This is a genomic window from Candidatus Thiodiazotropha sp. AKAK2, assembly GCF_058244685.1.
Genome location: NZ_JBSYOP010000008.1, coordinates 38,196 through 62,701, shown reverse-complemented (window position 1 = coordinate 62,701; position 24,506 = coordinate 38,196). Strand labels below are relative to the sequence as shown.

The window sequence follows — 24,506 nt, the reverse complement described above, 5'->3', positions numbered from 1 at the left end:
AATTAATTCCAGTACATGGGAATAATGTGACTAAGTTCACAGTATCCTAACATGGGCTGTGTGTCAGAAAATCGCAGATATCCAAAAAAATGTCACATTGGAGAATGGGATTCCTGTGATAATATGCCCACCCATGCTGACTTACCCCGACATAGATCCAGTAATCATGACCCTGGGGTCAATCGACATCTATTGGTACGGTGTGATGTATATGATTGGCTTCTTCGGCGGTTGGTGGCTTGGGCGTATCCGTGTTGGTAAGCCCGGTATCGTCTGGAATGCCAAGCAGGTGGACGATATCGTCTTCTACATTGTGCTCGGGGTGGTCGGTGGTGGCCGAATCGGTTATCTGTTGTTTTATGACCTGGAGAGCTTTCTGGCCAATCCGCTGATCATTTTTATGGTTTGGGAGGGCGGAATGGCCTTCCACGGTGGTTTGATCGGTGTGTTGCTGGCGATGTGGTATTTTGCTCACAAAGAGGGCCGAACCTTTTTTGAGGCAACCGACTTTATCGCGCCTCTGGTCACCATTGGTCTGGGGGCCGGTCGTCTGGGCAACTTCATCAACGCGGAACTTTGGGGGGGGATCACCTCCTTGCCCTGGGGTATGCAGGTACCCTGTATCGAGTCCGACAACCTCTGCGCGCGCCTGGGCCTGCCACCGGACACGGTCCTATCACCTCCGGTGCATCCCAATCAGCTCTACGAGTTCCTGCTTGAAGGTGTACTTCTGTTTACCATCCTGTGGCTCTTCTCTGCCAAGGCCAGGCCGAGAATGGCAGTTTCCGGACTGTTTCTGATCTGTTACGGGATATTTCGCATCGCCATCGAGTTTGTTCGCCTGCCCGATCTACACATCGGATACCTGGCTTTTGACTGGCTCACCATGGGGCAGCTGTTGAGTGTACCGATGATTCTGTTTGGTGTGTTGTTGCTCTTTCTCGCCTACCGAAGAGAGACAATGCCTGCTTGATGCCCGTTACATAACCTATTATGGTGCCGGGTTCAAAACCAGATTTATAGGCAACAGCATGCAACAGTATCTTGATCTTATGCGCCATGTGCGGGATTTCGGGGTTACCAAGGAGGATCGAACCGGCACGGGTACCCGCAGTGTATTTGGTTATCAGATGCGTTTCGATCTCTCACAGGGATTCCCTCTGCTGACCACCAAAAAGCTGCATCTGAGATCGATCATCCATGAGTTGCTGTGGTTTCTGCAAGGCGATACCAATATCCGCTATCTGAAGGAGAATGGGGTCAGTATCTGGGATGAGTGGGCGGATGAGGAGGGCAATCTAGGTCCTGTCTATGGTTATCAGTGGCGCTCATGGCCAACCCCGGGTGGCGGCCATGTGGACCAGATCGCTCAGCTGGTGGAACAGATCCATGCTAACCCGGACTCAAGGCGTCTGATCGTCTCAGCCTGGAATCCGGCCCAGGTCGATGCGATGGCTCTGCCTCCCTGTCACTGCCTGTTCCAGTTCTATGTGGCCGAAGGCCGACTCTCCTGTCAGCTCTATCAACGCAGTGCGGATGTATTTCTCGGGGTGCCGTTCAATATCGCCTCATATGCCTTGCTGACCATGATGGTGGCTCAGGTTACCGGCCTCAAGCCGGGTGAGTTTGTACATACATTTGGCGACGCCCATCTCTATCTTAATCACCTGGACCAGGTGGAGCTGCAGCTCTCCCGGGAACCGAAAGCACTGCCCGGCATGTCGATCAATCCGGTGGTGAAGGATATCTTTGGGTTTCGCTTCGAGGATTTTGAATTGACCGATTACGATCCCGATCCCCATATCAAGGCGCCGGTCGCGGTTTGAACCCTATAAATAAGGTGTCGATGTGTCGATAATCTCGCTAATCACCGCAATGGCAAAGAATGGTGTGATCGGTCGCGATAACCGCCTGCCCTGGCATCTGCCTGCCGATCTGCAGCACTTCAAGTCTCTGACTCTGGGAAAACCGATCCTGATGGGGCGTCATACCTGGGAGTCCCTGCCTGGACTGCTGCCCGGCAGAAGACATATCGTGGTGACCCGCAATCAGGCCTATCTAGCCCCTGGCGCTGAGGTGGTGCACTCGGTAGAGGAGGCTTTGGCGGCCGTGGAAGGGGAGCCGGAGATCATGATTGTTGGTGGCAGCCATTTTTATGCTGCGATGCTGCCCAGAGCGGATCGCCTCTATCTGACCCTGGTAGACGCCGATGTTGAAGGGGATGTGCGATTTCCTGAAATCGATTGGCAGGAGTGGCAGGAAGTGGACCGTCAAGATCATTCCGCGGATGAAAAGAATGCCTATGACTACACTTTTGTTAACCTGATCCGGCGTGCTTCCGGAGTGGACAATTGAGTTCGGCTTGTGTGTGGCTCGGTGATGGAGCCGTAATTGCTGGTTTATCTGGCTGGGCACCTCAGTTGGTAGGGTTTCGGTGGCTTGCGTTTCCTAAGCTTCAATGCGGTGAGCTGACCACCCCAGAAACATCCACTATCCAGTGACCAGACATTGTCGATCTGCCGATACCCCAGTGTCGACCAGTGACCGAACAGAATCTTGTCGTGCCGGCTTTTCCTTCCGGGTACCGCATACCAGGGGATGGAGGCATTCAGATGCTGTTCCGGTGCGCCTTTGTCCCGTAACGACAATCGGCCATCCCGGGTGCAGTAGCGAAGCCGGGTGAAGCTGTTGGTGATGAAGCGTAATCTCTCTATGCCGCTGAGGTTCTCCCGCCATTTATCCGGTTTATCGCCATACATCTGCTGACAAAAGTCGTGAAATCCCGAACCGCGAAGGGTCTTTTCCAGTTCCCGGGCGCAGCTCAGCGCCGTCATGAGATCCCATTGGGGTGGCAGGCCGGCGTGCACCATACTCACATTCCGCTTGGCGTGGTGGACCATGATTGGGCGATGACGTAACCAATCGATCAGTTCCTGACTGTCCGGGGCTTCGAGAATGTCCATCAGGTTGCCCTGTTTCTGATAGGTGCGATTACCCTGGGAAATGGCCAACAGGTGCAGGTCGTGATTGCCCAATACGCAGACGGCCCGGTTACCCAGGGATCGGATGAAACGCAGCACCTGAAGTGATTTTGGTCCCCGGTTTACCAGGTCTCCGGCAAACCAAAGTTTGTCTTTGGCTGGATCAAAGCGTATCAGCTCCAACAACTGTTGAAGTTCATCATAGCAGCCTTGTACATCGCCGATTGCATAGATAGCCATAGTTGTTCTTGATACTGTCTGGATTAGTCTCTGGCGGTTGTCTGTTGGATGCTCAATGCTGTGTGAAGCTACCTGTTGACTGACATTGGATGAATCCAGTCTATGTTTTTTCCGCTGACGATTGGATTAGTGAAGACTGCCGGGGCGGGCCAGAGAAAAGGCCGGGATCAGAGCGTCAAAATGGTTCCCCTGAGCGTCGATCATATCGTAACTGCCCTGCATGCTGCCGACCGGAGTGTCCAGTACGGTGCCACTGGTGTAGCGGAAGGTCTCTCCCGGATTGAGCTGTGGCTGCTCACCAACAACCCCCTCGCCACGGACTTCCTGGGTTTTGCCGTTGGCGTCGGTAATGATCCAGTGACGATTCATGAGCCGGGCGGAAGATTCTCCGTCATTGCGGATGGTTACGGTGTAGGAAAAGACATATCGCTGCTCTTTGGGCAGAGATTGGGACTCGATGTATCGAGTCTCAACCTCAACTTCGATATGGTGCTTCGTTTCCTTTTCCATCTTTATCAAACCTGATCGTTTATATTGCTCTGCTGTCTGTTTCAACAGTTCTCATTGATTAAAGGGTACTGGGGCACAGTGGGTAGTGCAATAGCGGAAGGAGGGTTATTGGTCATCCACCCTGTACGCTATTTGGCCACATCGTACGGAATAGGTTCAGACAGCTCAATGAGTTAGAAATTGTCTTGCTTAGGAGATGCTTGAGAATTCTATCAAGAAATAAATTCCGTTGCCGATACGCTGATCAGGAAACACTACAGGAATCCGGCTAGATGAGAGTTGGTCTATTGCTCCTACTTTGCTTTGTTATCCCGCTTGGCAGTGCTGTCGAGCTTGCACCTGAGAGTCAGGCGCTGCTTGCTGCCGCAACCTCGGGCGAAGTGGAGCGGGTCAATGATCTGTTGTCACAGGGGGTTGACGTCAACACGAAAAACCCAACCGGTCGCTCAGTTCTGCATATTGCGGCGTTCAATGGCAATCTGCAGACCGTACGCGCCCTGTTGGCTGCCGGTGCTGATGCAAACCTGGCCGATGGCGCCGGTCTTACACCACTGATGGAAGCGGCATCCTTTGGTCATCTTGAGGTAGTGCGGTTGTTGATACAGCGTGGTGCTGATGTCAATGTGGCCGATCAAGCCGGGAACACACCGCTGACCCTGTCAAATCGGGGACGTCATACGGAGGTCTCCACACTATTGACTGAGATGGGCGCGACAGAGGGTGGTGGCAAGGAAGAGAAGAAGTAGTGCGAGGTGCTTCTCACAAAACCTGAGTTTTTGCGATGTTTTCGCTGCAACAACGTGATGCGTGTCTAAGTAAACAACGTAATGCACGTGAATACTTGTTAATAAGTCATTGATTGGACTTGTAAGAGATATGAAAAGGCAACATCTTCATCATAAACCAGACTTCTTTGCCGTGGTGGTGGTGTTGGTCATGATAGGCTTTGGTTTGACGTTGGCTGTTCAGGTTGGGGCTATTGATCGGCATGAGGTGGTACACAGCGAAGTATCCCAGGCTGAGGCCGGATAATCCTGAAGTCTGTGGATATCTGTCTGCTAACTTGCCTGGTTTGATTCACGCCTGAACCCAGGGGTTCGGGTTATAGGTAAAATACTGACTTCGTCATCAGTTTAGAGGTCAGATTCATCGCCGTTTTAATCGGTTGAGGAAGCTCAGCTCCGCCCGCCTTGAGGGCCAGCGCGGCATGTTCGGCTTCATCCGTTTTCATCTGCTGTAATACGGCATGGGTTCGCTTGTCCTGTTGTGGGACGCGATTGATATGCTCATCCAGATGGGCGCCTACCTGGTGTTCTGTCTCGGCCACAAAGCCCAGGCTCCATTTATCGCCAGCCAGTCCGGCTGCGGCACCAAGCATGAATGAGCTGGCATACCAGAACGGATTGAGCAGACTTTTACGATTATCCAGCTCATCCAGTCGCTTTTCGCACCATGCCAGGTGGTCATTCTCCTCCTGGGCCGCTCTCTCCATCTGCTCTCTGACTTGCGGCAGTCGGGCGGTCAATGCCTGGCCCTGGTAGAGTGCCTGGGCACATACCTCACCGGTATGATTGATACGCATCAGGCGTGCGGTCAGGTCCCGCTCTTGATCCGATAGTTCGGTCTCATCGATGCCATCTGCAGGATTGGCTCTTTCAGTGACCAGGGGTCTGCCGAACAGGGTTCGAACTGCACTGTCCAGCCCCATCAACAGATGGTCTGCCATTTTGTAATCACGTTCACTCATGTGCAAACCTTAGCCTTAAACCTGGGGGTTCTTCAACTTTGTTTGATTGGCTCAGCGACTGATTGGTTCACTTTCGCTGCTGAACGACTGTTGGTTGGCAACGGTGTTGTGGTCAATCTTGATGAATACCGAGCTGTCTGCGGTGGCGGTGGGTTATTGGGTTCCCATGCCGGCGCTGCGCCACTGTTTGTAGATCAACTCGATCGGATGGTGTACTTCAATACTGAGCCCGGCTTGTCTGATCTGCTGGCGAAACTGCATGGCGCAACCGGTGCTGGTAGTGATCAGAATTTTCGCACCGCTGGCTTTGAGGTGGGCTAGTTTGATCTCACCTAGCTGATTGGAGATTTCCGGTTGGGTGAGTAGGTAACTTCCTGCTGCGCCACAGCATAGTTCATTCTCAGCCAATTCGACCAATTCAAGCTGAGGAATCTTGTTGAGTATCTGCCAATCCGAGCTGTCCCGTGAAGAGCAGGGGCGGTGCAGAGCCGCCCTGATTGGCATGGGAGCCAATTCAGGCATCTCCCTGTCGGGCAGCTGCAACAGAAAATCAGAAATTGAGACCAGTGGCAGTCGGCTTACCTGCTGTTCTGCCAGTTCCAGGTGGCATGCGGTGGCCAGGGTGATCAAGTATTGGGCGCTGCTTTTGGCGGTCTGCGTGCGGATGGCGTCGCACTGCTGCTCAGCCTCTCTGAAAAAGCCGTTATGTCGATGCATGGCGCCACAGCAGCCTGTGTCGGGCGGGATATCTACCGCATATCCCAAGCCACTCAGCAAATGGATGGCGCGCTGAACCAGGTTGTCATCGACCTTCGAGCCAATGCAGCCGGTGAACAGCTGTACTTTTTTTCCTGTTGGTTTTGTTGATGGATAGAAACCGGCACGATCCACAGGTGTCCGAGGCAGTTGATCTGCCATGGCGAGTAGCTGCTTGAAACGGGGCGCAGGCAGTTTTCTTGCCAGGGCAAGCAGGCCGGATTGACGGATTATATGATACAGGCGTATCCAGAAGTTGAGTCTCCCGCTATGGCTCAATTGATGGAGAAGTCGTTTCAGCAGCGGCTTTTTTCGATGTTCTGAGGTCATCGATGAACGACTGGCATCCAGCAGACTGCCATATTTCACCCCGGAAGGGCAGGCGGATTCACAGGCCCGGCAATTGAGGCAACGGTCAAGATGCTGTTCAGCATGGGAGTGTATGTCGAGCTCGTTTTTCGCCAGCGCCTGAATCAGACTGATCCGGCCACGAGGTGAATCAGCCTCGCTGGCGAGCAGTCGATAGGTTGGGCATACAGTCAGGCAGAGACCGCATTTTACGCAGCGGTCTGCTTCAACAAGCAGGTCTTCAGGTGTCACAACGGGCAGCGTTTCCGGAAAAGATCGGCCATTTTACCTGAATCGTGCTGTTAGTTGGAGAGATCTTGAAGAACTCGCACATTACGGAGCCCTTCGGCTGGCTGATCTGGTTGAGGAGAGTGGATCCAGTCTCTAATATTGGGCATGATCTTATCCATTCGGCTCTGCAAGCAGCAGACTAACCATCACGTCGAGGCTACGTTATGTCCTACTACCGTCATCACCTCTTTTTCTGTGTCAATGAGCGACAGGATGGGCGCCCCTGTTGCGGAAGTCATGGCTCCAAGGCCATGCGTGACTACATGAAAGGCCGGGTCAAGGAGCTGGGTCTTACCGGTCCTGGGGGGGTGAGGGTCACCACCGCCGGCTGTTTTGACCGCTGTGACCTGGGGCCGGTACTGGTGGTCTATCCCGAGGCGGTCTGGTACACCTATGTGGACCGTGATGATATTGATGAGATCCTGCAGCGACACCTGATCGAGGGTGAAATCGTCGAGCGACTGACCGTTTAGGCGGTAATTCCATCTTTCCTTTGAGGGATTTGCAGCATTTTCAGGAACTCAGTCATGTTTTGCGGATTGGCCTACCAGATTTTCCTAAAGCGGCAAACGATGCTGCCGCTACTCAGTAGAAGTTGAGGATTGAGTGGTGTAGAGTGGCTTGCCGCTACTAATGCTAAAGCGTGACGCGGGTCGGTATTGGGGCGAAAAAATAGCCATTTCATTGCTTATAATCCCTTGCATTAGCCGAGTGATTGTATACTATTAAGAAATTAGTCTAAGTTTCCTCACTTAATGGACTGTTTCGTATGGGATTTTGGAGTTTGCCATGTCAGGTTTAGCCCGTTTAGCTACCCCTTTTATTCTTATGTTAGTGCTCGTCGCCTGTGGTGGTGGTGATGCAGAGACCCCGTGGGATAGCAGTGGTGGTACAACCGGGACCGGTGACACCATCGATGATGCAGGGACCAGCGGGGCGGCCATATTTCTTGGTAATGGTTCAGGATCCTCTTTCGAAATTGGTGAGCTGAATATTGCGGTTACCTCTCTCTCTGCCGGTGGGCAGACTTCTGTCAGGGCAACCTTGGCTGATGTGGAGGGTAATCTTTATCAGGATAGCGCGACAGTTACCTTCACTACCGACTGTCTGGCATCCGGGTTGGCTACTATAGATTCATCCGTAAGCACTGCAGATGGTGTTGTCACAGCAACTTATGTGGCTCAGGGCTGTTCCGGCTCAGACACGATTCGTGCAACCACAACAGTGAACGGAAATACAACTACCGCAACAGGAACAGTCAGTATTCAACCGGCAGAGATCGGTTCCATGCAATTTGTTTCGGCAGAACCGTCTGTTATTGGTCTCCGCGGCGTAGGTTTGACCGAGGTCTCCAAGGTTTCGTTCCAGGTGCTGGATACCAACGGCAATCCGGTTTCCCAGCAGGTGGTCAACTTCTCTTTGAATACGGATATCGGCGGGGTTGCAATACCAGCGGGTTCGATCAAAGCGACCAGTGATATCGATGGAATCGTCAGAACGGATGTTAAATCGGGCACAGTACCGACTACCGTCCGGGTGACAGCCGCGTTGGAATCCAATCCATTGATCTCAACTCAGTCTGACGGTCTGGTCATATCCACTGGTGTTTCAGATCAGAACAGTATCTCGCTGAGCGCAGAAATTCTGAACTGTGAAGGACTGAATCTCGATGGCACCGAAGTTGAGGTCACAGTGCATGCTTCGGACCATTTCAACAACCCTGTACCGGATGGTACGGCTGTCTATTTCACCACTGAGGGTGGCCAGATACAGTCACAATGCCAGATTGATGATGGTTCCTGTAGCGTGGTCTGGACGAGTTCCAATCCCAGGCCCTGGGAAGATCTGCTGCCTGGTGGAATGGGACGGGTAACGATTCTTGCGACCATGCTGGGTGAAGAGTCATTTGTTGATGCCAATGGTAATGGTGTATTGGACTCGGGTGATACCCCCTTTGCCGATATTCCTGAGGCATTCCGTGATGACAATGAAGATGGTGTTCGTGATCCCGTAGCGGAAGAGTTTGTGGATTTTAATAACAACAATACCTATGACGATGTTGGTGTGGATCCTGACTACAATGGCGCGCTCTGTTGTGATGCCGCTGCTGTTGCTGAAGCGCAATCCGCAGTTGCTTCCGGGGATGATCCTGGTGTCTGTTTCGGCGTAACCCCGGTCTCTGTCGTCTCATGCAGTGCCGAGAAGAACATCAATGTTCGGGATAGCCTGGTACTGGTGATGTCTGAATCCTTTCCTGTAATTCTATTGGATGGTGCAGATGTTGATGTGGCTTCCGGTTTTCTGGCGATTGACCTGCCAGCAGGAATTTCAACATACACCTTTACTGTTAGGGGTGCAGTCACCGGACAGGTCATGCCGGCTGGTACAACAGTTAACTTTACGACTACCAACGGTAGCATCGAGACTGGAGGCAGTTTTATTGTGCCGAGTACGAATGCGAATGCCCGATTGGCCTCTCAAGCCGGTGTGGTTGACTATCGGGTGGCGCTCACTCCGACTGTAAATAGAAACCCAGGTGATGAGACAGGCATCCTGACAATTAGAGTGACCACACCTGGTGGCACCACGACCAGTGGATTTGTGATTGTAAACGATTAACAGCTGACTGCTATTCTGCAATGTAAAAACCCTGTCTGGGTTCAGACAGGGTTTTTTTGTGGATTTGGTTTTAATAACGATTCGAATACTACTTTGATATCTTGAGCTAATCTTGAATCAATCCCTTGACGCCTAACCACGGCAAAGACACAATGCAGTTCATCCATTCTTGCTGCCGAGCATGATGCTCTAGAACCACACACAGTGAATAACTCACCACCGCTCGTAAAAATCAGAGATCTCCACTTTTACCATGGAGATCGCCCGATATTCCAAGGTGTCAATATCGATATCCCCCGCGGCAGGGTGACGGCCATCATGGGGCCCAGTGGTACCGGAAAGACTACCTTGTTGAAGTTGATCGGCGGCCAATTGCGCCCGACCCGGGGCAGCATCGAGGTTGATGGTCAGGATGTGCATAAGCTCTCCCGTAAGGCGCTCTATCAACTGCGGATGCGGATGGGCATGCTGTTTCAGAGCGGCGCCCTACTGACCGATCTCTCGGTCTATGACAATGTGGCTTACCCGCTGCGGGAGCACACCAATCTGCCGGAGTCGATGATCCGTCGTCTGGTATTGATGAAGCTCGAAGCGGTTGGTCTGCGGGGCGCCAGAGAGCTGATGCCCTCAGAGCTTTCTGGTGGTATGGCCAGGCGGGTCGCGCTCTCCCGTGCGATTGCCCTGGATCCCATGATGGTGATGTACGATGAGCCGTTCACCGGTCAGGATCCAATCTCCATGGGGGTGCTGGCGCAACTGGTGAGGCGTCTCAACGATGCAGTCGGTCTGACCAGTATCCTGGTTTCTCATGATGTTGAGGAGACCGCAGGTATCTCCGATCTGATCTACGTGATCTCCGCTGGCAAGGTGATCGAGTCAGGTGCACCGGATGACTTGATGGGCTCCAATTCGCCGGCGGTCAAGCAGTTCATGGGGGGGCTGCCCGATGGTCCGGTAGGCTTCCACTATCAGGCGCCAGCCTTGTCTGACGACCTGCTGAGTATGCGGGGGGCAAAATAGTGTTGGATCTGTTCGCCAGATTCGGTCGAGTCGGCTTGAGTGCGCTGGAGCGATTGGGCCGAGGCCACCTGTTGCTGTTACAGATTCTGTTGGGTCTCACCAGCCTGTTGCCTCGGCTGAATCTGCTGGCCGCTCAGATCTATAGTATCGGTGTGCGCACCACCACAATTATTGTGGTCTCCGGATTGTTCGTCGGCATGGTGCTCGGTCTGCAGGGATACTATGTGCTCTCCCAGTTTGGTGCCGAGGATAGCCTGGGGGTGATGGTGGCCGCCTCGCTGGTACGCGAATTGGGTCCGGTGGTTACCGCGTTGCTGTTTGCCGGGCGTGCCGGTTCAGCGCTGACCGCGGAGATCGGCCTGATGAAGGCAACCGAGCAGCTTTCAGGTCTGGAGATGATGGCTGTCGACCCGATTCGTCGTATTCTCTCCCCCAGATTCTATGCCGGGTTCATCTCCATGCCCCTGCTGGCCGCCATGTTCAGCGCGATTGGTGTGATCGGTGGTTATTTTGTCAGTGTGGGATTACTTGGGGTGGATGATGGTGCATTTTGGAGTCAGATGCAGGCCAAGATCGACTGGAGCGAAGATGTGCTCAATGGTGTGATCAAGAGCTTTGTGTTCGGTTTCGTCTGTGCCTGGATAGCCCTTTTTCAGGGATATGATACGATCCCCACATCGGCGGGTGTCAGTCAGTCGACGACACAGACGGTGGTTCACTCGGCACTCGCGGTGCTGGTGCTTGATTTCGTACTGACCGCATTAATGTTTGGAGGCTAATCATGCAGACAAGACAGTTGGAGATTACCGTCGGCTTCTTCATGGCACTGGGCCTTGTAGCGCTCTTTTTCCTGGCAATGCAGGTCAGTAATCTTGCCAGTATCTCATCCGATGAGGGTTATACGATAACCGCCCGCTTCGATAATATTGGTGGACTGAAAGTGCGCTCGCCGGTCTCCATGGCCGGTGTGAGAGTTGGTCGTGTGGTCGGCATCAGTTACGATCAGGGCAGCTTTGAAGCCGTGGTCACTCTCGCTATCGATCCTGAATTCAACCAGATCCCCGATGATAGTATCGCCAAGATCTACACCTCGGGCCTGCTGGGTGAGCAGTATGTTGGCTTGGATCCAGGGGGCAGTCTGGAGAGTCTGGAGCAGGACAGTGAATTGATGATGACTCAGTCGGCATTGGTGCTGGAAGAGATCGTGGGGCAGTTTCTGTTCAGTAAAGCTGAAGAGAACGCCATGTCTGATGAGCCCTGATAGCGTGAGCGAAGCAAAACTGGAGCGTGTGGGGGCCTTCCATTTCCAGCTGCATGGTGAGATGACCTTCAGTCATGCCAGGTCGCTGCTCTTGCAGTCAGAATCCCAGTTTGCCAACTTGCCCGATGTGGAGATCGATCTAATGCGGGTGGAGAAGGCCGACAGTGCCGGGCTCGCACTGATGCTTGAGTGGCTGGCCAGGGCTGCAGAACGGGATGCCAGGGTTGTCTTCACACAGGTGCCTGAGACAATCCACTCAGTAGCTCGACTCTGCCAGATTGAGTCACTGCTGGCAGGACATATTGCGGAATCGAGTACCCTATAATTTGATTTATGACAATTTTTGGTGGATTGGATTAGAATAGGCCTTGAAATAATCTCTGTTTTAAGATTCAATATTCAATCCTATCCAGTCATTCCCCCTCGATACTGTTACTTGTCACGCGGTGTATTACTGGATGCTTGGCATGAAGAATAGTAGCGGACCGACTCCGCTCAACACATCCCCAATCATTCAATTGGAGATCCTCAATCGATGAGTGAGCAGATTGTTCATATAACAGATGATTCTTTTGAATCTGACGTACTTCAATCAAGTCAGCCGGTGCTGATTGATTACTGGGCCGAATGGTGTGGGCCCTGTAAAATGATTGCGCCTGTACTGGACGAAATTGCCAAAGAGTATGGCGATAAGTTGAAAGTGGCAAAATTGAATATTGACGAAAATCCAAATACACCACCGAAATACGGCATTCGCGGCATACCGACCCTGATGTTGTTCAAGAACGGTGAAGTCGAGGCAACCAAGGTTGGCGCCGTCTCAAAATCGCAACTTGTGGCATTTATCGATAGTAATCTATAACAGTAATCAGGTGCAGGACGTTTCACCACTGTCTGCCAACATCCGACCTCGTAGACTCCTCGCTCCGTTCAGGCCTGATCCGATAACCGAAAACGAAATCAAAAGCTAGAGATCAACCAACCCATTACGGGCCGATTTCCTTCCAAACCAATTTCTCATCAACCAACACACTTCTGAATCACTATGAACCTTACCGAATTAAAGAAAATGCCTGTGCCGGAACTGGCTGAACTTGCCACCACCATGAAAATTGAAGGTATGGCGAGGACAAGAAAACAGGATCTGATCTTTGCCATTCTCAAAGCGCATGCGAAAAAAGGTGAAAGTATTTTCGGTGATGGCGTGTTGGAGATTCTGCAGGATGGTTTCGGTTTTCTCCGCTCGGCTGACAGTTCCTACCTGGCCGGACCGGATGATATCTATGTCTCTCCGAGCCAAATTCGTCGTTTCAGTCTACGTACCGGCGACACCATCTCCGGTAAAATCAGGCCTCCCAAGGATGGCGAACGCTATTTTGCCTTGCTTAAGGTGGACAAGATCAACTATGACAAACCGGAGAATGCCAAAAGCAAAATCCTGTTTGAGAACTTCACGCCACTGTTTGCCAATCAACGTTTTCATCTGGAGATCGGTAACGGCAGTACCGAGGATATCACCGCCCGTACCATTGACCTCTGTGCACCAATTGGGAAAGGCCAGCGTGGTTTGATCGTGTCTCCGCCGAAAGCGGGTAAAACGATGATGCTGCAGAACATTGCCCAATCGATCACCAACAACCATCCTGAGTGCTATGTGATGGTACTGCTGATCGATGAGCGACCTGAGGAGGTCACGGAGATGGCCCGTTCGGTACGTGGAGAGGTGATATCGAGTACTTTCGATGAACCGGCCACCCGTCACGTACAGGTTGCCGAGATGGTAATCGAAAAGGCCAAGCGTTTGGTCGAACACAAACGTGATGTGGTGATTCTGCTCGACTCCATCACCCGACTGGCCCGCGCCTACAACACGGTTGTACCCTCTTCGGGTAAGGTGTTGACCGGTGGTGTGGATGCCAATGCCCTGCATCGGCCAAAGCGCTTTTTCGGTGCGGCACGAAACGTCGAGGAGGGCGGTTCACTGACCATCCTGGCCACCGCACTGGTGGATACCGGCTCCCGTATGGACGATGTGATCTACGAGGAGTTCAAAGGTACCGGTAACATGGAAGTACACCTGGACCGTCGGATTGCCGAGAAACGTATCTTCCCGGCCATCAATATCAACCGCTCAGGCACCCGTCGTGAAGAGCTGCTGATGAAACCGGATGAGCTGCAGAAGATGTGGATCCTGCGTAAAATCCTCCACCCCATGGATGAGCTGGCAGCCATGGAGTTTCTGTTCGACAAACTCAAGGTCAGTAAGACCAATGATGAGTTCTTCGATGCCATGAAGGGTTGATATCGACCTGAACAGACCGCTTTTTAAGATTAGAAAAGTCCGCAAATGATTGTTGCGGACTTGATGCTGAAGCCTGACTTCTGAATGAAGCACGATACCAGTGCAATAAATTTTCCCTAGGGTTTGGCTGGACACGATGCTTCGTGTTTGTAGATTGCCCGGAAAACGGTATTTGCTTTGTTAGCGTTTATTTGCGGTCGTCCTTTTCTCTTCGATCATCTGTCAGCGTATTGGCTCGACTATACTTCATAGAGGGTGTGGCTAAGCTGCGGGCAGTCGGTTACAGTTGAACTTTCCACACTGATTCAACCAAACAATGAAAGCCATGATTCTGGCCGCAGGGCGTGGAGAGCGGATGCGGCCGCTTACCGACGCTATTCCGAAACCATTGCTTCCTGTCGCAGGCAAGCCACTCATCGTTCACCATATCGAAAGGCTGGCGAAAGCCGGCTATCGGGAAATTGTCATCAATCATGCCCATCTGGGAGAGATGTTAGAACAGCGGTTGGGCCGGGGGGATCAATGGGGGGTTGCTATCAACTATTCGGCTGAAGGTCAGGCACTTGAGACGGGTGGTGGTATCTTTAATGCTTTACCCCTGTTGGGGGATGCGCCATTCCTGGTGATCAATGGGGATATCTGGTGTGATGTGGATCTTGCGGAACTCAATCTGTCTCCAGAGGATCTGGCCCATTTGGTGTTGGTGCCCAATCCAGCGCATCACCCGCAAGGTGATTTTTATCTGCAGGGTGAACGTCTTTCCGACCGCTCTGGAGAGAAATTAACGTTCAGTGGGATTGGTATTTATGATCCTCAACTGTTTAGTAGTTGTCGCGCCGGGTCGTTTCCATTGGCACCACTGATTCGCCAGGCGATTAGCTTGGGTAAAGTATCCGGCGAACGCCATGTGGGGGAGTGGACCGATGTGGGAACCCCGCAACGACTTGAAAAGCTTGAACAGAAACTCAACTCATTCAGTAACAGTATCTAATTTGAAATAGGCACGGCATGGGCCAGGAGATTACCTCAAGTAATTTTACTGAAGCGGATATTGCTGAATTTCAGCGACGGTTGGTTGTGGAAACCAGGCTGCTGGAAAGCTGGTTCAAAGAGGGGGTTTTCGACAGTCACGGAGATCTGGGTGGATTGGAGTTGGAGGCCTGCATCCTCAATCAGGCCGGTGAGCCTGCGCCGCTTAATCAACAATTGCTGGCCGGTCTGGATGATCAGTTCGTCGTGCCCGAACTGGCAACCTTCAATGTAGAGATCAATACCACCCCTCGTCAGCTGCAGGCCGATGCACTCGACCGGATGTTTGGGGAGTTGCAGAGTATTTGGCGTGAATGCAACGGACAGGCCGAAACTCTCTCGGCAAGAATGGGTATGGTGGGTATTCTGCCCAGTCTGCGACAAGCGGACCTCAGTCTTGAAAATATGTCCCCGCTGAACCGCTATCGGGCGCTCAACGATCAGGTTTTCAAGTTACGCCGGGGACAGCCGGTGGAGTTGCATATCGATGGGCGGGAGACGCTTGATCTCTGCCATGATGATGTGATGCTGGAATCAGCCGCAACCTCTTTTCAGATCCATCTGCAGGTGGCGGCGAACCAGGCGGCAAAACTCTACAATCTGTCAAAAATCGTATCGGCGCCGATGGTTGCCTTGAGCGCAAACTCACCCTATCTGTTTGGCAAAAGCCTATGGGACGAGACCAGGATTCCACTGTTCGAGCAATCCATTTCGGTGGGCGCTTCTGATTTGACCAAACGAGTCAGCTTCGGCATTCGCTATCTCTATCAATCGATGATGGAGAATTTCAGCGCCAATCTACAGCGCTACCCGGTATTACTGCCCAGACTGATGGACGAACCGGTGGAGCGGTTGGCCCATCTGCGCCTGCACAATGGCACCATCTGGCGCTGGAACCGCCCTCTGATCGGCTTCAACGAACAGCAGCAACCCCATCTGCGCATTGAACACCGGGTCGTACCGGCGGGTCCAAGTCTACCCGACATGATTGCCAATGCGGCTTTCTATTTCGGTCTGGTTACCGGTCTGGCAGAGCAGTATCAGCAGCCCGAGCGGGAGATGGGATTTATCAGAGCGCGAAGTAACTTCTATCAAGCAGCGAGGTTCGGTTTGCAGTCGCAGCTCTATTGGTTTGGATGGCAGAGTATTCCGGCTGATCAGTTGATTACGCAGCAGTTGTTGCCGGTCGCCGAAACAGGATTGCGATCACTGAATATCGATCCGATGTCGGTGGAGCACTGGCTGGGTATCGTCGAGGCGCGGGTTAGGCGGGGGATCAACGGGGCTGGCTGGCAAAAGCAGTGGGTAGCCAACTATGGTTTGGATATGCAGGGTTTGACCCTGGCTTACCTGGAACGGCAGGAGAGTGGTAAACCGGTTCATGAGTGGAGTGTTTAAATGTTATCGGTGCTGTGGAAATCATGTTAACCCAATACGATCATATTCCTGACAGACTGCTCACGCGGGAAGCCGATCAGCTGATCGGTCAATTGCCAGGGCCCAGCTTGATACACCTTCCGGGTCGTAAACCTCAGCCGCTGTTCGTTTCTGTGTTGATGCATGGTAATGAGCATGTGGGATGGGAGGCGATTCGCCTGCTTCTGAAGCGTTATCAGGGGGGTAAGGAGCTGCCCCGTTCCTTGAGTCTGTTTATCGGTAACGTCGCTGCAGCGGCAGAACATAAGCGGCTGTTACCCGGACAGCTCGACTACAACCGGGTCTGGCCAGGTTGCCAGGCTGCGGAATCCGCAGAGGGACGGATGATGGCCCAGGTGGTCGAGTTGATGCGCGAGCGAAAGCCGTTTGCCAGCGTCGATGTGCATAACAATACCGGTCTGAACCCGCACTACGCCTGCGTCAACAAACTGGACAGTGCGTTTCTCCATCTGGCGCTGCTGTTCTCCCGTACCGTGGTCTATTTCCTCAGGCCCAAGGGGGTGCAGTCGATGGCGTTTGCTGAACTCTGCCCGTCGGTGACGCTGGAGTGCGGTAAGGTGGGCAGTGCCCATGGGGTGGAGCATGCCCTGGAGTATCTCGAAGCCTGCCTGCATCTGGCAGACCATCCTCAGCACCCGGTAGCCCATCAGGATATCGATCTGTTCCATACCGTGGCGCAGGTCAAGGTGGCCGGCAATACCCGATTCGGATTCGCCCCGGGTGAGAGTGAACTGGTGTTTGATCCCGATCTGGATCATATGAACTTTCGCGAGCTGCCCGCCGGGACCCTGTTCGGTTGGGTCAATGGTCGGGGTATTGAAGCACTGGATGTCAGGGATGAGCAGGGGGCAGAAGTGGCCAGGGACTATTTTCAGATCGATGATGGACAGCTCTGTCTCAATCGATCGGTTATGCCTTCGATGCTGACCAAAAATCTGGAGGTGATCGAGCAGGATTGCCTCTGTTATCTGATGGAGCGCTATACTGCCCACCTGGATGATCAGTGATCGCAGAATTCCCTGGGACTATTTCAGGGAGTACCAAAAACGGCCAAGTAACTCATGCAGCCCATAGGAGATGTTCATCGCCGCAGCGGCGCTGGGGATGAGCCGTTGGTGCAGTGGTCGCTTGGCACTCTCATGGTATTCAAAATTGGTCGGGGCCGCGATGGCATCGACCCCGTGACGCTGAAAGGCGTAAGTTGCTCTGGCCATGTGGGCTGCATCGGTGACCAGGATCACGCTCTCTATCTCCAGCCCGTCGAGCAGTCTGGCCACATAGCGGGCATTCTCCCAGGTGTTTTTACTGCGTTTGTCCAGGTGCTGGACAGAGATGCCGAAATCCCGGTTTAACACCTGTTCGGCAATCACCGCTTCCGCAATCCCAGTTCCATCCGGTTTACCGCCACTGGGTATCACCGGCAAGCCGGTTTGGCGTGCGATTCTGGCGGCATATCGCAGTCGGCTCAAGTGGCGCATGCTGGCACTGTCCGAGGCGTATTCCGGAGCCTCCCGATAGCGTCCGGCACCCAGAACCACGATCGCCGAAGCCTGGCTTTCAGAGAGTTGCTGCCTGTTCAGGTGAGGGTATTGCTGCAGATGGCTGAACAGCAGTTCAGCGGTAATCGGCAGACTCAACAGAAGCTGCAATAGTAGTGCAAAAACAACCAGTTTCCTGCCAAAGGCCGACCACCACAGGAGCAGCCCGAGTAGTCCCAGCAGCAGGGTGCCGGAAGGGGGGAGAATCAGATTTCCAATCAGTTGTGTATCAATGCCATCCATTTGCGATCTACCGGGTCAGTTGCGGAGTTCGGATTCCAGTAATGGATTGGCCTGTAGGTCGGCATGGTATGAGGATCTTACCATCGGCCCGCTGGCAACACTGGTAAATCCCATCTTCTCAGCCTGTTTGGCCAGATCGTCGAACTCTTCAGGGGTGACGAATCGGTCCACTGGCAGATGGTCATGGCTGGGCTGCAGGTACTGCCCAAGGGTCAACATTTCGCAATGGTGATCACGCAGGTCCTGCATGACGGCCAGAATCTCCTCCTTGCGTTCACCCAGTCCCAGCATCAGGCCTGATTTGGTCGGCACTCCGGGTTGCTGCTGTTTGAATCTTTTGAGCAACTCCAGCGAACCCTGATAGTCGGCACCTGGTCGTGCCTGGCGATAGAGTCTTGGGACAGTTTCAAGATTGTGGTTGAAGACATCCGGCGGGAAATCCATGAGGGGCTTCAGCGCCTGCTCAACTCGACCACGGAAATCGGGAACCAGCAGCTCGACGCTGGTTTTTGGCATCTTCTGTCGGATCGCGGCTACGCATTGGGCAAAGTGGTTGCCGCCACCATCCCGCAGGTCGTCACGATCCACTGAGGTGATCACCACATATTTTAGTGCCATCGAGGCGATCGCATCAGCCAGATGTTTCGGCTCCTGGGGATCCAGAGGCTGAGGTTTGCCGTGGGCAACATCGCAGAAGGGGCAGCGCCGGGTGCAGATATCTCCCATGATCATGAAAGTGGCCGTGCCGTGTTGAAAACACTCGCCGAGATTCGGGCAGGCGGCCTCTTCACACACCGAGCTCAAACCCTTGTCGCGCAAGATGCGCCGGATACGACTGACCTCTTTGCCCAATGGGGCCTTGGCACGGATCCATTTGGGTTTTCTCAAGGGGGTCTGGTCCGATTCCACCTTCACCGGGATGCGGGAAAGTTTGGACTTGCCCCGCTGATGGCTCTCAGGTCTGGTTCGTGAAGGTGGCAGGAGGTCTTTGTTGCTACTCATCTGGTTTGTCTGCTTGCGGATCTGTGAAGCTGAGAGTGTAGCCTAAACCTTCAGCCAATTGTTGGGCCAATTCCCGGCCCAGACTGGGTAAATCGGATTTTACCCCGAGCTCAGTGAGTTGTGTGACCGCCAATCCGGGATAGCCACAAGGGTTGATCCGGGTGAATGGCTCCAGATCCATGTCGATATTCAGACTGAGGCCGTGATAGCTGCAGCCCTTACGAACCCGAAGACCGAGGGAGGCGACCTTGGCGCCGTCGATATAGACCCCAGGGGCATCCTTGCTGGCGTTGGCTTGGATCGCATATTTTGCCAGCAGCCCGATCACAGCGGACTCCAGGTGGGTTACCAGGCCTCTGACGCCCAAGCGGGCTCTGCGCAGGTCGATCATTGTGTAGGCAATCAGCTGTCCCGGGCCATGGTAGGTGACCTGGCCGCCCCGGTCGCTGTTGACGATCGGGATGTCGCCTGGATTCAGGATGTGTTCCGGTTTCCCCGCCTGCCCCAGGGTGAAGACCGCTGGATGCTGTAGCAGCCAAAGCTGGTCAGCTGTGTTGGGGGTGCGCTTGTCGGTGAACGCCTGCATGGCGCGCCAGCTGTCGCCATAGGGCTGCAGGCCCAGCTCTTTTACCTCCAGTACGGGCACGGTTCAGAGCGCCATGACCACTTTTTTATGGGCACTGAGGTCGAGATAGATGGCATCCAGCTGCGCCTTGCTCTCGGCACGCAGAGTCACGGTAACCGAGATCCACTTACCGCCTTTGCTGCTACGGCTGTTGACGGCGGTTTCGGTGATGCCCGGTGCATGCCGACTGATCAGTTCAACCACCATCGCCTCGAATCCTGGCTCCGCCTTTCCCATTACCTTGATCGGGAAGTCACAGGGAAACTTAAGCAGTGTCTCTTCTTCTTCCACAGTCTCACTCCAGCCAAAGTAGGGCGCTGTCTTTGATCTGCTGCCATAGATTGCCTTCAGCGATACCCTTCAAAGAGACCAGTGTGGCAGAGCTGACCGGTTCACCATTCAGCGTCACGCTCACCTTGCCGAGGGGTTGGCCTTCGGCAACCGGGGCCATGATTTTTGGATCGATCTCCAGGCTGGCATCAAGGTTTTTGTATTGGTGGCGGGGTATGGTCACACTCAGGTCTTCACTCAGTCCCAGCGGGAGCTTCTCTCGCTCTCCTTTCCAGATTCTAACCCGATTGAGGGTTTCACCCGCGGCATACAGCTGATGGGTTTCAAAGAAACGGAAACCGTAGTTCAACAGGCTCTGGCTCGCCTGGGCTCTGGCCTCTTCGCCTTTGGTGCCCATCACCACAGAAACCAGACGCATGTTCTCCTTCAGGGCGGAGGCCACCAGACAGTAACCGGCACCTTCGGTGTGGCCGGTTTTCATACCGTCCACACTGTTGTCGCGCCACAGCAGTTTGTTACGATTGTGTTGTTCTATATCGTTAAAAAGAAAGGATTTCTCTTTGTACCAGGGATAGTATTCCGGGAACTCGCCAATCGTCGCAATCGCCACTTTGGCGATATCCGCCGGGGTCGTGTAGTGGTTTTCATGGGGCAGGCCGGTGGAGTTGACGAAGTTGGTGTGGGTCATGCCGAGACGAGTCGCATGGGTGTTCATCAATTCGGCGAAGGTCCCTTCACTGCCGGCAATGTGCTCGGCCAGGGCGACACAGGCGTCGTTACCCGACTGGATGATCATGCCTTTGATCAGATCAAGCAGTTTGACCTTCTTGCCGACCTCGATAAACATCCGGGAGCCGGGAGTCCGCCAGGCCTTCTCACTGACCAGCACCTGGTCTTCCAGGGTGATGTTGCCCTGCTGCAGCTCACGAAACACGGTGTAGGCCGTCATGATTTTTGTCAGACTGGCGGGTTCCAGGCGTTTGTCCGCATCCCGTTCAGCGAGTACCTTGCCACTGTGGAAATCGACCAGCAGATAGCCGGTGGCTGAGACCTCCGGAGGTGCCGGTAAGGGTACAGCGGCATTTACGGATAGGGTGAAGAGCGCCAACAGGCCGCTTGCAATGAGATTGTAGATTCGTTTGGGTTGATACATGGGTATGGATAATTCTGTCGATAATTACAGTCTATTGTATTGAACTTGGATTGAGTTGCCTATTGTTGGATCTGTTCAGATGTCAGCTGAGATCAGATCTCGGCAGGTGCCACACAGGAGAGTTTTCCGGCTTTTTTAGGATTTGTTAGAGCAAGCGATTAACGAATCACAACATGGGGATTTTCGATACCCAGCTGACTGAGCCTCTGGCTAAGGTGATCCGCCAGCTCGACACTTGCGATCGGCCCTACCTGGACCCGGTAGACCCGTTTCGCAACGGCGTTGTCTCCCTGTATGAGTACACTGGTCTTCAATTGTTCCTCCAGCCGTTGTTTCAATCGCTGTGCATTTTGTGAATCACCGAAGGCCCCGACCTGAAGAAAAAGCTCGGGCAGTCTCTGTGTCTTCAGACGAGCTGGCGTGACCACGACGCTGGTTGGCGCCGGTTCGGTGGAATCCGCTTGCAGTGCGGTGACCTCCACCAACCCGGTCCCTTCACCGATGATGCCCAGTTTCCAGGCGGCGGTGTAGGAGAGATCGATCAGCCGATTGTCATGGAACGGACCCCGATCGTTGACTTTGACCACCACGCTGCGGTTGTTCCTCAGGTTGGTGACCCGCACATAGCTCGGCAGAGGCAGGCTCTTGTGGGCTGCCGTCATGGCGTACATGTCGTAGGGCTCACCACTGCTGGTGCGCTGGCCGTGAAACTTGCTGCCATACCAGGAGGCTATCCCGCGGGCGTTGTAGTCCTGGCTGTTTGACAGCGTGTAGTAGCGTTTACCGAATACCACGTAGCTGTTTGGGTTACCGTACTTGCTCTTTGGTTCATCTCTGGGGGTGGCGTCGGGAATTGCCGCTATGTCGGCTGGTGGCGGATGGTAAGGGCTCACCCCATCGGATTGGCTGGTGCGGCTGCCTGGTGAGCTGCTGCAGCCGGCCAGGATCACCAAGCCGAGACAAAGCAATATACGGTAGAGTGTGAGAACCGGCTGACTCGGGCTGATCATCGTCGATTACCGGCGGCTGGCCTGTTTCGCCGCGAGAATCTCCTGGCTCAATTGATAGACGGCCATGGCGTAGAGATTGCTGTGGTTGTAACGGGTGATGACATAGAAGTTATCCAGCCCCAGCCAATACTGCTGATGGTTTCCCGCCTCCAGCTTGATCAGGCTGGTCTGAGCCTCAGCATCGAGCGGCAGCTGATCCAGGGGTTTCACCCCGGCAGCAATCAGCTCTGACACCTTGATGCTCGGTTTCATGCCGGCCTCCACAAACTTCTGCAGATCTCCACTGCCCTGCACCTGTCTGGTGATCGGCTGATCCTTCTGCCAGCCGTGAACCTTGAAGTAGTTGGCCACACTGGCAATGATGTCGGCGTTACTGTTCCACAGGTCCCGTTTGTTGTCCGCATTGCCATCCACGGCGTAGCGGCGGTAGCTGCTGGAGATGAATTGGGGTTTGCCCATGGCGCCAGCATAGGAGCCCAGGGCTGTGTAGGGGTCGACCCGTTCTTCCCGGCTCAACAGTAAGAACTGTTCCAGCTCCTTGCGGAAGAACTTGGCCCGTTTCGGATAGCCGAACGCCAGCGTGGTGAGTGAGTCGACTACCTTATATTTGCCGGTATGCCGGCCATACCGGGTCTCCACCCCGATGATCGCGACAATGATCTCAGGGGGGACACCGTAGGTCTGATAGGCCTGCTCCAGCAGCGCGGCGTTTTCATGCCAGAAGTCGATGCCGCCGGCAACCCGGTCGGGCTTGAGAAAGATCGGGCGGTACTGATACCAGGCTTTTGACTCTGCCGGTCGAGTGATGGCGGCGATGATATCGTCCCTGAAGCGGGTCTTCAGCAGCAGTTGATCAACCTCGGCTGCCTGGAAACCGTGCTTGTTTGCCATCTCATCGGCGAAGGCTCTGAACTCCGCCTTCATCTGAGGTGTGTGGGCGCAGGCCAGATTTGACAGGCTGATGAGCAGAAAGAGCGTGATTTGTGTCGTTATTCGCTTCATATTCTTTAAGTGGGTAGCAGTTTTTTATGGGTCTGTATGGACATCAGGATACCGAAGCTCGCCAGAATGGTCACCAGGGAAGTTCCGCCGTAGCTGATCAAGGGTAAGGGTACACCGACAACGGGCAGTAAACCGGTAACCATGCCCGCATTCACAAAAAGGTAGACGAAAAAAATCAGGGAGAGTGCACCGGCCAGGATACGGCCAAAGGTATCCTGGGCTTGGGATGCGATATAGAGACCGCGCAGAATGATGAACAGGTAGAGCATCAACAGTGCAACCACACCCACCAAGCCGAACTCTTCCGAGATCACGGCGAAGATGAAATCGGTATGTCGTTCCGGGAGAAATTCGAGGTGTGACTGGGTGCCGTTGAGCCAGCCTTTGCCGCTGATGCCTCCGGATCCGATGGCGATTTTCGACTGTATGATGTGGTAACCGGTGCCTAACGGATCACTCTCGGGATTGAGAAAGGTCAGTACCCGTTGGCGCTGGTAGTCGTGCATCAGATACCAGGTCACCGGCCCCATGGCAGCCATCAGGATCCCGCCGACAGCAATCAGGCGCCAGCTTATACCGGCAAGAAAGAGGGCAAAAGCACCGCCTGAGCCGACCAGCAGTGCGGTGCCCAGGTCAGGTTGCTTGGCGATCAATATCACCGGCAGCACGGTGAACAGGGCAGCAGCGATCAACCTTGAAGGGGAGGGGGGGAGTCGCTGTTCCGCCAGATACCAGGCGATCAGCATCGGCAGGGTCAACTTGAACATCTCTGATGGCTGGAAGCGAACGAACCCCAAATCGAGCCACCGTTGGGCCCCTTTGCCCAGTTCGCCGAACAGAATCACCAGTACCAGAAAGAGGATTCCCAAGCCATACAGCCAGGGAGACCAGCGGCGAAAATTATCTGGGTGGATCTGTGCCAATACCACCATCACTGCAAAACCGAAACCGAGTCGGATCAACTGTTTATGCAGCAGCACCATCTCCTTGTCGCCGGCACTGAAAAGGATCGCCAGACCGATACCGACCAGTAACAGCAGTGCGATCATCAGCGGCAGATCGATATGCAGCCAGGCAAGCAGGCCCTGGGCCTTGGCCGGC

At 53.9% G+C, this 24,506-nt stretch carries 28 protein-coding genes; 16 read left to right on the top strand and 12 right to left on the bottom strand.

Features of this window, described 5'->3' with window-relative positions; all coding sequences use genetic code 11:
• Window positions 1-133: 133 nt before the first annotated feature.
• The 3 genes from lgt to folA are packed head-to-tail and all read left to right on the top strand — an operon-like array spanning window position 134 to window position 2,355.
• Window positions 134-973: a prolipoprotein diacylglyceryl transferase gene (gene lgt / locus AC4IE8_RS02455; protein ID WP_490790232.1), complete on the top strand. Its 840-nt coding sequence runs from the start codon at window positions 134-136 to the stop codon at window positions 971-973.
• A gap of 58 nt (window positions 974-1,031) precedes the next feature.
• A complete protein-coding gene (locus AC4IE8_RS02450) occupies window positions 1,032-1,826 on the top strand; it encodes a thymidylate synthase (protein ID WP_490790231.1) in 795 nt (264 codons plus the stop codon).
• Between the two features lie 22 nt (window positions 1,827-1,848).
• Entirely contained in the window at window positions 1,849-2,355 is a 507-nt protein-coding gene (folA, locus tag AC4IE8_RS02445; RefSeq protein WP_490790230.1) for a type 3 dihydrofolate reductase, read from the top strand.
• A 44-nt stretch (window positions 2,356-2,399) separates the two neighbouring features.
• On the opposite strand, the gene AC4IE8_RS02440 is transcribed toward folA, so the two are convergent.
• Together AC4IE8_RS02440 and apaG are read right to left on the bottom strand one after the other, a co-directional pair.
• Entirely contained in the window at window positions 2,400-3,221 is an 822-nt protein-coding gene (locus AC4IE8_RS02440) for a symmetrical bis(5'-nucleosyl)-tetraphosphatase (protein WP_490790229.1), read from the bottom strand.
• 126 nt (window positions 3,222-3,347) lie between these two features.
• Entirely contained in the window at window positions 3,348-3,731 is a 384-nt protein-coding gene (apaG, locus tag AC4IE8_RS02435; protein WP_068989604.1) for a Co2+/Mg2+ efflux protein ApaG, read from the bottom strand.
• 272 nt (window positions 3,732-4,003) lie between these two features.
• Here apaG and AC4IE8_RS02430 point away from each other — a divergent pair, with 272 nt between their 5' ends.
• Together AC4IE8_RS02430 and AC4IE8_RS02425 are read left to right on the top strand one after the other, a co-directional pair.
• The gene (locus tag AC4IE8_RS02430) at window positions 4,004-4,477 is read left to right on the top strand and encodes an ankyrin repeat domain-containing protein (protein ID WP_490790228.1); all 474 of its coding nucleotides are present in this window, start codon (window positions 4,004-4,006) and stop codon (window positions 4,475-4,477) included.
• A 130-nt stretch (window positions 4,478-4,607) separates the two neighbouring features.
• Window positions 4,608-4,763, top strand: coding sequence for a hypothetical protein (locus tag AC4IE8_RS02425; protein ID WP_155523021.1), 156 nt, complete (start codon window positions 4,608-4,610; stop codon window positions 4,761-4,763).
• Between the two features lie 70 nt (window positions 4,764-4,833).
• On the opposite strand, the gene coq7 is transcribed toward AC4IE8_RS02425, so the two are convergent.
• The gene (gene coq7, locus AC4IE8_RS02420; RefSeq protein ID WP_068989609.1) at window positions 4,834-5,478 is read right to left on the bottom strand and encodes a 2-polyprenyl-3-methyl-6-methoxy-1,4-benzoquinone monooxygenase; all 645 of its coding nucleotides are present in this window, start codon (window positions 5,476-5,478) and stop codon (window positions 4,834-4,836) included.
• A 153-nt stretch (window positions 5,479-5,631) separates the two neighbouring features.
• Window positions 5,632-6,834 carry a (Fe-S)-binding protein gene (locus AC4IE8_RS02415; RefSeq protein ID WP_490790227.1) on the bottom strand — a complete coding sequence of 401 codons (1,203 nt, stop codon included), beginning with the start codon at window positions 6,832-6,834 and terminating at the stop codon, window positions 5,632-5,634.
• Window positions 6,835-7,037: 203 nt separating this feature from the next.
• Here AC4IE8_RS02415 and AC4IE8_RS02410 point away from each other — a divergent pair, with 203 nt between their 5' ends.
• The 11 genes from AC4IE8_RS02410 to AC4IE8_RS02360 all read left to right on the top strand — a co-directional run bounded on the left by AC4IE8_RS02410 (window position 7,038) and on the right by AC4IE8_RS02360 (window position 17,548).
• A complete protein-coding gene (locus tag AC4IE8_RS02410) occupies window positions 7,038-7,346 on the top strand; it encodes a (2Fe-2S) ferredoxin domain-containing protein (protein WP_068989615.1) in 309 nt (102 codons plus the stop codon).
• A 316-nt stretch (window positions 7,347-7,662) separates the two neighbouring features.
• Entirely contained in the window at window positions 7,663-9,492 is a 1,830-nt protein-coding gene (locus tag AC4IE8_RS02405; protein ID WP_490790226.1) for an Ig-like domain-containing protein, read from the top strand.
• A gap of 165 nt (window positions 9,493-9,657) precedes the next feature.
• Window positions 9,658-10,512 carry an ABC transporter ATP-binding protein gene (locus AC4IE8_RS02400; protein ID WP_490790267.1) on the top strand — a complete coding sequence of 285 codons (855 nt, stop codon included), beginning with the start codon at window positions 9,658-9,660 and terminating at the stop codon, window positions 10,510-10,512.
• A complete protein-coding gene (gene mlaE, locus AC4IE8_RS02395) occupies window positions 10,509-11,291 on the top strand; it encodes a lipid asymmetry maintenance ABC transporter permease subunit MlaE (RefSeq protein ID WP_490790266.1) in 783 nt (260 codons plus the stop codon). Before AC4IE8_RS02400 ends, mlaE begins: the two co-directional genes overlap by 4 nt.
• A gap of 2 nt (window positions 11,292-11,293) precedes the next feature.
• Window positions 11,294-11,773: an outer membrane lipid asymmetry maintenance protein MlaD gene (gene mlaD, locus AC4IE8_RS02390; RefSeq protein WP_490790225.1), complete on the top strand. Its 480-nt coding sequence runs from the start codon at window positions 11,294-11,296 to the stop codon at window positions 11,771-11,773.
• Window positions 11,763-12,098, top strand: a complete 336-nt coding sequence (locus tag AC4IE8_RS02385) for an STAS domain-containing protein (protein WP_068989626.1) — start codon at window positions 11,763-11,765, stop codon at window positions 12,096-12,098. The genes mlaD and AC4IE8_RS02385 overlap by 11 nt, the downstream gene beginning before the upstream one ends.
• Window positions 12,099-12,308: 210 nt before the next feature.
• Window positions 12,309-12,635, top strand: coding sequence for a thioredoxin TrxA (gene trxA, locus AC4IE8_RS02380; RefSeq protein WP_068989632.1), 327 nt, complete (start codon window positions 12,309-12,311; stop codon window positions 12,633-12,635).
• Window positions 12,636-12,818: 183 nt separating this feature from the next.
• Window positions 12,819-14,075 (top strand): transcription termination factor Rho, encoded by a 1,257-nt coding sequence (gene rho, locus AC4IE8_RS02375; RefSeq protein WP_068989635.1) that lies wholly within the window; start codon window positions 12,819-12,821, stop codon window positions 14,073-14,075.
• 316 nt (window positions 14,076-14,391) lie between these two features.
• Window positions 14,392-15,066 carry an N-acetylmuramate alpha-1-phosphate uridylyltransferase MurU gene (gene murU, locus AC4IE8_RS02370; protein ID WP_490790224.1) on the top strand — a complete coding sequence of 225 codons (675 nt, stop codon included), beginning with the start codon at window positions 14,392-14,394 and terminating at the stop codon, window positions 15,064-15,066.
• A 17-nt stretch (window positions 15,067-15,083) separates the two neighbouring features.
• Window positions 15,084-16,502, top strand: a complete 1,419-nt coding sequence (locus AC4IE8_RS02365) for a glutamate-cysteine ligase family protein (RefSeq protein WP_490790223.1) — start codon at window positions 15,084-15,086, stop codon at window positions 16,500-16,502.
• 23 nt (window positions 16,503-16,525) lie between these two features.
• Window positions 16,526-17,548: a M14 family metallopeptidase gene (locus tag AC4IE8_RS02360; protein WP_068991599.1), complete on the top strand. Its 1,023-nt coding sequence runs from the start codon at window positions 16,526-16,528 to the stop codon at window positions 17,546-17,548.
• Window positions 17,549-17,566: 18 nt separating this feature from the next.
• Here the strand turns inward: AC4IE8_RS02360 and AC4IE8_RS02355 are convergent, their stop codons facing one another.
• From AC4IE8_RS02355 to rodA, 8 genes are all read right to left on the bottom strand, one after another.
• Entirely contained in the window at window positions 17,567-18,322 is a 756-nt protein-coding gene (locus AC4IE8_RS02355; RefSeq protein WP_490790222.1) for a YdcF family protein, read from the bottom strand.
• A gap of 15 nt (window positions 18,323-18,337) precedes the next feature.
• Window positions 18,338-19,324, bottom strand: a complete 987-nt coding sequence (gene lipA, locus AC4IE8_RS02350) for a lipoyl synthase (protein WP_490790221.1) — start codon at window positions 19,322-19,324, stop codon at window positions 18,338-18,340.
• The gene (lipB, locus tag AC4IE8_RS02345; protein ID WP_068989652.1) at window positions 19,317-19,970 is read right to left on the bottom strand and encodes a lipoyl(octanoyl) transferase LipB; all 654 of its coding nucleotides are present in this window, start codon (window positions 19,968-19,970) and stop codon (window positions 19,317-19,319) included. Before lipB ends, lipA begins: the two co-directional genes overlap by 8 nt.
• Before the next feature lie 3 nt (window positions 19,971-19,973).
• Window positions 19,974-20,240 (bottom strand): HP0495 family protein, encoded by a 267-nt coding sequence (locus tag AC4IE8_RS02340; protein ID WP_490790220.1) that lies wholly within the window; start codon window positions 20,238-20,240, stop codon window positions 19,974-19,976.
• A 4-nt stretch (window positions 20,241-20,244) separates the two neighbouring features.
• Window positions 20,245-21,393: a D-alanyl-D-alanine carboxypeptidase family protein gene (locus AC4IE8_RS02335; RefSeq protein WP_068989654.1), complete on the bottom strand. Its 1,149-nt coding sequence runs from the start codon at window positions 21,391-21,393 to the stop codon at window positions 20,245-20,247.
• Between the two features lie 158 nt (window positions 21,394-21,551).
• Complete coding sequence (locus AC4IE8_RS02330) at window positions 21,552-22,403, bottom strand: septal ring lytic transglycosylase RlpA family protein (RefSeq protein ID WP_068989657.1); 852 nt, start codon at window positions 22,401-22,403, stop codon at window positions 21,552-21,554.
• A gap of 6 nt (window positions 22,404-22,409) precedes the next feature.
• Window positions 22,410-23,405, bottom strand: coding sequence for a lytic murein transglycosylase B (gene mltB / locus AC4IE8_RS02325; protein WP_490790219.1), 996 nt, complete (start codon window positions 23,403-23,405; stop codon window positions 22,410-22,412).
• 5 nt (window positions 23,406-23,410) lie between these two features.
• Window positions 23,411-24,454, bottom strand: coding sequence for a rod shape-determining protein RodA (gene rodA, locus AC4IE8_RS02320; protein ID WP_083226065.1), 1,044 nt, complete (start codon window positions 24,452-24,454; stop codon window positions 23,411-23,413).
• Between the last annotated feature and the right edge of the window lie 52 nt (window positions 24,455-24,506).

What these genes read in the sequence shown, in the direction of transcription:
- lgt (WP_490790232.1), top strand. Translation starts at nt 134, where the DNA reads ATGCTGACTTACCCCGACATAGATCCAGTAATCATGACCCTGGGGTCA.
- AC4IE8_RS02450 (WP_490790231.1), top strand. Translation starts at nt 1,032, where the DNA reads ATGCAACAGTATCTTGATCTTATGCGCCATGTGCGGGATTTCGGGGTT.
- AC4IE8_RS02440 (WP_490790229.1), bottom strand. Translation starts at nt 3,221, where the DNA reads ATGGCTATCTATGCAATCGGCGATGTACAAGGCTGCTATGATGAACTT.
- apaG (WP_068989604.1), bottom strand. Translation starts at nt 3,731, where the DNA reads ATGGAAAAGGAAACGAAGCACCATATCGAAGTTGAGGTTGAGACTCGA.
- AC4IE8_RS02430 (WP_490790228.1), top strand. Translation starts at nt 4,004, where the DNA reads ATGAGAGTTGGTCTATTGCTCCTACTTTGCTTTGTTATCCCGCTTGGC.
- AC4IE8_RS02425 (WP_155523021.1), top strand. Translation starts at nt 4,608, where the DNA reads ATGAAAAGGCAACATCTTCATCATAAACCAGACTTCTTTGCCGTGGTG.
- coq7 (WP_068989609.1), bottom strand. Translation starts at nt 5,478, where the DNA reads ATGAGTGAACGTGATTACAAAATGGCAGACCATCTGTTGATGGGGCTG.
- AC4IE8_RS02410 (WP_068989615.1), top strand. Translation starts at nt 7,038, where the DNA reads ATGTCCTACTACCGTCATCACCTCTTTTTCTGTGTCAATGAGCGACAG.
- AC4IE8_RS02405 (WP_490790226.1), top strand. Translation starts at nt 7,663, where the DNA reads ATGTCAGGTTTAGCCCGTTTAGCTACCCCTTTTATTCTTATGTTAGTG.
- mlaD (WP_490790225.1), top strand. Translation starts at nt 11,294, where the DNA reads ATGCAGACAAGACAGTTGGAGATTACCGTCGGCTTCTTCATGGCACTG.
- AC4IE8_RS02385 (WP_068989626.1), top strand. Translation starts at nt 11,763, where the DNA reads ATGAGCCCTGATAGCGTGAGCGAAGCAAAACTGGAGCGTGTGGGGGCC.
- trxA (WP_068989632.1), top strand. Translation starts at nt 12,309, where the DNA reads ATGAGTGAGCAGATTGTTCATATAACAGATGATTCTTTTGAATCTGAC.
- rho (WP_068989635.1), top strand. Translation starts at nt 12,819, where the DNA reads ATGAACCTTACCGAATTAAAGAAAATGCCTGTGCCGGAACTGGCTGAA.
- murU (WP_490790224.1), top strand. Translation starts at nt 14,392, where the DNA reads ATGAAAGCCATGATTCTGGCCGCAGGGCGTGGAGAGCGGATGCGGCCG.
- AC4IE8_RS02365 (WP_490790223.1), top strand. Translation starts at nt 15,084, where the DNA reads ATGGGCCAGGAGATTACCTCAAGTAATTTTACTGAAGCGGATATTGCT.
- AC4IE8_RS02360 (WP_068991599.1), top strand. Translation starts at nt 16,526, where the DNA reads ATGTTAACCCAATACGATCATATTCCTGACAGACTGCTCACGCGGGAA.
- AC4IE8_RS02355 (WP_490790222.1), bottom strand. Translation starts at nt 18,322, where the DNA reads ATGGATGGCATTGATACACAACTGATTGGAAATCTGATTCTCCCCCCT.
- lipA (WP_490790221.1), bottom strand. Translation starts at nt 19,324, where the DNA reads ATGAGTAGCAACAAAGACCTCCTGCCACCTTCACGAACCAGACCTGAG.
- AC4IE8_RS02335 (WP_068989654.1), bottom strand. Translation starts at nt 21,393, where the DNA reads ATGTATCAACCCAAACGAATCTACAATCTCATTGCAAGCGGCCTGTTG.
- AC4IE8_RS02330 (WP_068989657.1), bottom strand. Translation starts at nt 22,403, where the DNA reads ATGATCAGCCCGAGTCAGCCGGTTCTCACACTCTACCGTATATTGCTT.
- mltB (WP_490790219.1), bottom strand. Translation starts at nt 23,405, where the DNA reads ATGAAGCGAATAACGACACAAATCACGCTCTTTCTGCTCATCAGCCTG.
- rodA (WP_083226065.1), bottom strand. Translation starts at nt 24,454, where the DNA reads ATGATCGCACTGCTGTTACTGGTCGGTATCGGTCTGGCGATCCTTTTC.